The sequence below is a fragment of the Arthrobacter sp. B0316-1-20 genome (genome assembly GCF_059091865.1).
Genome location: NZ_JBNHHC010000052.1, coordinates 19,698 through 27,097 on the forward strand (window position 1 = coordinate 19,698; position 7,400 = coordinate 27,097).

Genomic DNA, 7,400 nt, shown 5'->3' on the forward strand with positions numbered 1-7,400 from the left:
TCAGCCTTCCTTGGCCAGGGAAGACCAGCGGTTGGCGGCGGCTGTTTCAGCTGCCGCCGCAGGCTCCGGCTGCGGTTTGGACGGGTCGTGGGCATCCTCGGATGCGGCGGATTCGGCGGCGTAGGGCCGGGCGCTGATCGGCACCGTGCGCAGCAGGGCGGCCCGGGCGCCGGAGCCGAGCATCACGGCCCGTCCCCGCGGCAGGGAGGCGAGGTCCGCGACCGAGAGGATTTCCTCGCGGGAGTCCTGACGGCTGGTGGAGCGGCCGTCCTTCTGGCGGGAGACGGAGACGGCGGTGTACTGGTACTGGCCCACGAGCTCGGAAAGCATCTTCAGGAAGCCTTCCTCTTTGACGTTGCCGCCGTAGGTGAAGACGTTGGCCGTGGAGAACAGCTTTTTCATCCCTGAGTCATTCCAGACATCCACGCCCTGGGACCAGGACTGCAGGAAGGTGGAGACGACGATGCCCCGGGAGCCGTAGTGGCTGTAGAGGTCGGGCAGGTTCGCCCAGCGGCAGACGTTGGCGGCCTCATCGAGCACGCACAGCATCGGTGTGGCCAGCCGGCCGCCGCGCTGGGTGACGGCGTACTCTTCGGCGGCCGTCACGGTGGCGACGGTCAGGGAAGTGACCAGGGGCCCTGCGGTGCCTGCGCCCTCCTTGGAGAGGGCGTAGAGGGTGTTTTTGCCCCGCACGAACTCTTCGGGGTGGAACTGCGGCCGGTTGTCGTCGGGGCCGGCGGGGTTGACCCAGGGTGCGATCTTCTCGTTCTTCAGACATGAGGCCATCTGACGGGCAGTGCCGTAGATGCCTTCGCGCTGCTTATCCGGGGCGTTAATGGCACCGGCGACCGCATCGGCTTCCTTGGCCCATCCGGCCTCGCGCAGGTACTGCACAGCCCGGTCCTCGGTGGGACGGGTCAGCCAGTAGTGCACCCGTTCGATGGGCTCTTCGCCCACGGCGGCGGCCAGCAGCAGGCCTGCCAGCAGGTCCTTGCCGGCGGAGTCGAAGTAGGCGTCTCCTGACTTGGTCCCGGCCGCGCGGGAGCCAAGGGCGAAGTTGGTGGCCATCTCGGCGGCCCGTTCGCTGTCGGTGACGTAGGTCAGCGGGTTCCACCACCAGGTGGGTTTCTCGCCGGCCACACCCTGCGGGTCGAAAACCCACACATCGCCGTCCTTGGCGCGGATGTCGCGGGTCAGATCGGGCAGGTCGCGTTTGTTGGAGGTGGCAATGACCGGACCCGGTGCTTCGATGATCGAGGGGGCGGCCTGGCTGGTGGTCTTGCCGGTACGGGTGCCCCAGATGTGCAGCAGGGTGTCCTCCCAGGAGGCGTAGAGCGGAGTTCCGGTGCGGACCATCTTCCCGAGCATCACGCCCGGCGCGTCGACGCCGAAGCGCTGGGCCTTCTTCTCGGCTTCCTTGAGAGTGAACGGAGCGACATCCTTGATGGAGGCCATGTAGCGGGCGGCCCGATCGTGGCGGACCCGGTTCTTGTTCCGGCGGTGGCGAATGATCGCCGCCCACGTGAGCAGGCCCAGGAACAGGACGGCGACCAGGACCACGAGCAGGATTTCCACCCACCGCCAGACGACGGCGCCGGTGAGTAGCCCGAAGGCCACTGCCCAGAACCCATCCGGGATCCCCTCCGGGCGCGGGATGAGGGTGTGTCCGAGCGAGGCTACGACCCAGAGAGCCGAAGGCACCCCGAAAAGCAGGGCCATGCCTGCGGCCAGCAGGCCGGTCTCACCGTTGACACCGGCCTTGCGCTTGGCATCGAGTGAGCTCATCGCTGACCACCTTCGCGGGCTGCACGGGCCTTGGCCTGATGCCACTTCTTCTCGGTGTCGTGCACCTGGGACCGACGCTCCGTGGGCGTGAACTGCATCTGGAACGGGATCCCGGCCCGGGAACCGACCTTGATGAAGAACTTGCCCTGCCCCGGCGGGGGTTCCTCGGTACGGTCGTCGTCGTACCATTGCCGGTTCTCTTCGGTCTCGAGCCAGGCCTGCAGCTCGGTGTCGCTGATTTGCATCGCTTCGTCGAGGGAAGCGAATACGTCGTCGTTGGTGTATTCCAGGGTCTCGTCGCCGCGCCGGTTCCAGGCGGGCGGGTCCTGCCAGTGAGCCAGCTGTTCCTGCTCACGCAGGCTCAGCGGCACCGACGGTGTCAGCAGCGGCATTTCCGATTTGGCCAATCCGCCCAGGATCTTGATTCCGGTGCGGGCGAGGATACCGCGGGCCTTGGCCCGGTCGGCTTCGTTCTGGACAGCTTCCAGATCAGACGGGGTGTGGGAGGCCATGATCTGCCCGACGCCCCACTCCCGGTTCAGACGGGTCAGGGCGTTGACCTGGTCCACGATCCCGGGACCGGCGGCCAGGGTGTTCCACAGCTCATCGAGAATGACCAGGAACCGTTTGCGGTCGATGACCCCGTCGTCGGCCAGCAGGTTCGAGGTGATCACGGTGCCGAATCCCGCCGACCAGCACGCCATCAGGGTTGCGGCCCGCAGGTCGTTCTCGACCTGGGAGATGCGGGAGAGGTCGAACACCATGGGTTTGCCGGCCTCGATGCGGCTGGTGGAGGGTTTGGCGAACATATCGCCGAAGATGCCCGCCCCGCACAGGTTGGTCAGGGAGCTTTGGAGGCCTTCGGTGATCTCGTTGTAGCGGCGGTCATCGCCCCGGTCCAGGGCTACGGTTCGCACCGCCTCGGGCTTGTCCGTCAGCACCTGCAGCAGATCCTTCATCACGGGGGTTCCCGTGTGGCGTTCGGCCAGGACGGTGAGGCACCGGTCCAGAACCGAGTGTTCCCGTTCAGTCAGCGGCGCCTTGCGCAGGATGGCGATCAGCGAGGTGATCACCGTGCGTCGGCGGGTGTGGGTTTCGGTCAGCAGTTCCTCCCTGCGGGCCGCAGACAGCAGCCGGGCGGCGGCCACGGCGCCGCAGTCGTCCAGCGGGTTGATGTGCCCGACTCCCCGCCCCAGCGGCAGTACCGAGCCGCCGAGTTGTTCGATCATGGCCACATGTTCGCCTTTGGTGTCGCCCAGGATCATGGGTGAGACTCCGAAGGCGGCCAGTCCTAAGGCCATGCGCCGCAGCAGGGAGGACTTACCCAGGCCCGGATTGGCCATGACGAAGGCCGAGGGGTTGGAGATGAGCCGGCTGTTGAGGAACCAGCTGATCGGGTCACAGCAGACGGGTTCACCGGTGAGCAGGTTGCGGCCCAGCGGCACGCCTTCCATCGGGGCCCCGCCGCCGGTGGCCCAGGGGTAGAGGCCGCAGACCTGGACGCTGGTGCCGCGGAACTCGCGCGGCGCATCGAGCACCAGTGCCTCGCCGCGGCCGCGGCCCTTCCATCCTCTCGGGCCTGGACGCTTGGGGCTGCGCAGGGTGTTTTCGGAGGAGCGGGACGTCGAGGTCTTTCCGGCTGTTGCCATCAGAGGGCCTCCCTCACATTGGTTGGCAGGGCCATGTGGTCGGGAATGACCACGCCCAGGGGCAGACCTGCGGCGAAGGTGGAGTCCTGGGACCCGAACGCTTCGCGCAGACGGATACGGGCCGAGGCAGCAAGGTTCTCGATGACCGCTTCGGCGTCGGCCAGTTGGTCCTCGTTCCAGACGGTCGCGGTGACGACCATCCCGAAGTTCAGCAGTCCCGCCCCGGATGCCTCTTCGGCAGCCGTGGCACGGGCCGCCCGCAGGTCACGGGTGTCGCGGGCGGTTTCGCGGTTGCGGGTGGAGGCGTTGAACAGGGCCGTGTTGACATCGTTTTCCACCAGGCTCGCCGCACGGGCCGGGTCGATGGGCCGGTAGAGCATGGTCACGCGCTTGCGCGCGATTTCCGGGGCCGGTTCCAGCAAGCCCTGCAGGATCGTGGCCTGGATGGTCGAGCGCGGCGGCAGCGACATCATCCAGGACTTCGATACGGCGTTGTCGTGGCGGTAGCTGTCCCAGCGCGCTTCGTGGGCCTGCGGCCCGCAGTCGTGCCATTCCAGTTTGGGGGCCCGGCCATCGGCATGGGCCTGGTCGAAGAGCGCGGCCTCCGCCGGGTCGTAGGCGACCCGGATCGTCTCGAACAGTTGCTGGGCGGTGAGCGGAACGGCCACCCCGGCCCCGGTCCCCGACAGGGATGAAGTGATCGCCGGTAGACGCGCGGCCAGATCCTGCCCCATTTCTTCGGCTTTTCGGGGACGGCCCCCGGCACGCAGGATGGATTTGAACGTCACTGCCACATAGGCGCGGGTGGTGGTGGCCCCGGAGGGGAGCATCTGTACGGCCTCGTTCATCACCTGGCGGGCGAAGTCCGGAGCGTCGTCAACCATGCGCGCATTGACCTTGCGGGCAAGCCGGTAACCGGTGTCGGGGGCGGTTTCGACGGTCACCGACGCTGCCGTCAGGCCTGGTTCATCGGTGAGCATGCTCAGCCAGTGGCCCCAGCGGGAGACCCAGCGGTTCATCTGCTCCTGGTCGACCATTCCGCCGCCGTCAGGTTCGGAGCTGAACACCACAGTGAAGTGCCCCTTCTGCGGGACTTCAATGAGCGCGAAGGGCCGCCCGTAGGCGTCCATGTGCTCGGTTACCCGGGAGCGGGCCGAGATGCCGGGCAGCTGGTTCGTGCCGCCGGGCACGAGCCCGGTGGGGCCGGAACGGTAAATGTTGGCCCCGGTGTAGCGGGTATTCCACCAGCCCAAACGACGCACGATCCGCTCGACGAGGGTCATGCCGTGCTTGTCCTTGACCACGGTCATCCCGACGGCCACGGCGATCAGCAGAAGCACCACGGCCGCCGCGACCCACTGGCTGAGCATCACCAGGAACACGCAGAGCACCGCACCGATGATCAGCAGGGTCGTCGCTGCGGTGGACAGTCCCGCCAGTCCCTTGGACTGCGGAACACGGTAGTTGCCGAACTGCAGGGGACGGGCGTCTTCGCGGTTTTCAAATCCGGTCTGTTCCATGGATTCCCTCATTTCCGGCCTGGCCGGCCATCGGCTGAATCACCTGTCGAACGGGTGGGCTGGGCACCCTTGAGGGTGGCCTTCGCGGGCGGGGCAGCGCTGCGGCCGGTGGACGGTGCTGCGCGTCCCGTCGCGGACGCACCCGAGGGGGCCGGGCCGCTGGCTCCAGCACCTTCAGTGCGGCCCGGAGCCCGCCCGCCCTTGGCGGGGGTACCTGGGCTCTGCCCGGCCGCTCCCGAACCGCCTGGGCCCTGAGATCCCTGCGCCGGGGCACCGGAACCGCCGGTTCCTGCCCCGCCGCCCGCTGCTCCCTCGCCCATCTGAGCGCTGGAGGCGACGTTGCTGGTCAGAGTCTCCTTGGCCGCGGTGGCAGCCTTGGCGCCCAGCGTCACAGCCGCTCCGACGCCGGCGGTGGCCGCCCCGGCGGCCGCCGCCGTACCTGCTGTTCCGGCCGCCTTGCCTGCTGCAGCCGTTGCGCCTGCACCGGCCGGGGGCTTCCCCGCCAGGAAAGCCTTGTCCCCGCCCCCAGCGGGCGGTGCGCCCGGGCCTGCGGAGCCGAACCCCCGACCGCCGCGGCCCAGCATGGCAGCCCCAGCCGGGATCGCCGCCGCAGCTCCGGCCAGCGCGGCCCCGCCGCCGCCGTTGCCGGACATGGCACCCATGATCGGGGAGAGGAAACCGATGAGCATGGGCAGGGCCAGTACGGCTGCGGCAATCATCATCAGGCCCGCACCAAAGGTAATGATCCCGTTGCCGCTGTCCTCCCAGACCCCGCTGGTGCTCATCTTGATTGCGACGGCGTAAATCACGGCCGCCGCCGGCTTGTAGAAGATGAAGGCCAGCGTCCAGCCAATAATCTTCATGAACCAGTTCCGGCCCATCTCGGTGTTCGTGAATGCCGCGCTCAGGGGCAGCAGCCCGGCCAGGAGAAAAAGCATCCCGGTACGCAGGACCATGAGCATGATCTGGATCAGATTGACGAGCAGGGCCACGATGCCGCCGAGGATGATGAGAATCAGGTTGCCACCCAGCCAGTTCTGGCCACCGGTGACTACCGCATTGTCGATACCCAGCTCGTTGTCCATCCCGAGCAGCTTGACCAGATCACTCTGGAAATCCGGACCAACGGCGGAGTCGATGACCTGCACGGCCAGGGCATCGGCCAGTTCGATCAGGACATTGACGATAGTGACGCCTCCGGCTGAGACCAGCGCCAGGGTCAGCAGGGACTTCAGCAGGTCGCGGGCATGTTCCCCGCGCTGGGTCCAGCCGATTTTCACCCCCGCGATAATCGTGCTCAACACCGCCAGCGCCAGCGTCAGGTACAGGGTCTGATCCTGGATGAATCCGACGGTCCCTGAAACGTTGGCCTGCCGGGCAGGGATGACGAAGGAAATCAGTGAGGTTGCCCCGCTGATGAGGGTTGCGCCTCCGAAGACCATGGTGCTGGTAGTCACCAGGCCCGTTCCGTCCCCGCGCCTCGCATTGGTCGCCAGGGTAATGCCGAGCATGATGACCGAGAACACCGCCAGGGCAAGACCGATCCAGGAAGCATAACTGAGCGCGGTGGCCACCTGTGCGTTGAAGGGCCCGCCCTGGGGTGCATCGATGGGTGTGCCGGTGTCGGTGACCAGGGTGGCGCTTTCGATCGTCACCCAGATGGTCGCCAGGGAGGCAAGGGTGTCGATGACCGCGCTGGTCACGCCGTCGGCGATCTGGTCCATGGCATCACCGGCTGCGCCGGTCATTGCTTCCGCGATGCCCTGCCTGCCCTTACAAGCAATGTCGAGCCAGTCGCACTGCTCAGCCATTGCTGGTCCAGGGGATGTAGCGGGAGAGGTCTGAGACCCGGCCCGAGACAGGACCGCCGGTGCCGTCGTCAGCCCGCACCGACTTCCAGTCCCCGTCCTGCCACACCAGGTCCACGCCCGTGGTCATGTGGGTGAGTCCTTCGCCGTCGTCAAAGGACATCACGACCTCGACTGTGGCCTCCGCATCGGAGTAGGAAAGCAGCCGGAACCCGGCAACCTCCATGGGGATAGCGGCCCCGCCGCTGTCGAGCTGCCGCTGAATCTGAGTCAGTGCAACGTCCTTGCCGGGACTGTCTACCGTCTGGGAACGGGTTGTTTCCAGCAGCAGTTCGGGATCGGCAGAGGACACCAGCAGGTTGGTAGCAGCCAGCAGCGCCCCCTCAGGCGTGTGGGAATAGCAGGACCGCACTCCGGTTGCCTCGTCGATGCGCCCGGGACCGTGCTCCTCTGATGAGGGCGCATCGGTGGCGCCGATGGGTTCCCAAGTCACCTCCGGGGCCTTGGTAAGCGTTTTTCCGCCGGTGGCCTTCAGTCCGCACATTGAGCCCGAGCCGGCGGGAATTGAGGATGCCTGCGGCGTCGCAGCCGCCGGGGGCTGCGACGCCGCAGGTTCATCGCGGGGCCACATCGCCAAA

General features: G+C 67.3%; 5 protein-coding genes. All 5 read right to left on the bottom strand.

What is annotated here, in order from left to right:
- Positions 1 to 1,785 carry a type IV secretory system conjugative DNA transfer family protein gene (locus tag AC5RW2_RS36030; protein WP_494032854.1) on the bottom strand — a complete coding sequence of 595 codons (1,785 nt, stop codon included), beginning with the start codon at positions 1,783 to 1,785 and terminating at the stop codon, positions 1 to 3.
- Positions 1,782 to 3,434, bottom strand: coding sequence for a putative type IV secretion/conjugal transfer ATPase (locus tag AC5RW2_RS36035; protein WP_494032853.1), 1,653 nt, complete (start codon positions 3,432 to 3,434; stop codon positions 1,782 to 1,784). Before AC5RW2_RS36035 ends, AC5RW2_RS36030 begins: the two co-directional genes overlap by 4 nt.
- Positions 3,434 to 4,954 carry an SCO6880 family protein gene (locus AC5RW2_RS36040; RefSeq protein ID WP_494032852.1) on the bottom strand — a complete coding sequence of 507 codons (1,521 nt, stop codon included), beginning with the start codon at positions 4,952 to 4,954 and terminating at the stop codon, positions 3,434 to 3,436. Before AC5RW2_RS36040 ends, AC5RW2_RS36035 begins: the two co-directional genes overlap by 1 nt.
- Positions 4,955 to 4,962: 8 nt before the next feature.
- On the bottom strand, positions 4,963 to 6,765 hold the full coding sequence (locus AC5RW2_RS36045; protein WP_494032851.1) for a hypothetical protein: 1,803 nt from the start codon (positions 6,763 to 6,765) through the stop codon (positions 4,963 to 4,965).
- A partial coding sequence (locus AC5RW2_RS36050) for a DUF8175 domain-containg protein (protein WP_494075088.1) occupies positions 6,758 to 7,400 on the bottom strand: 643 nt, incomplete at its 5' end. The genes AC5RW2_RS36045 and AC5RW2_RS36050, both read right to left, overlap by 8 nt.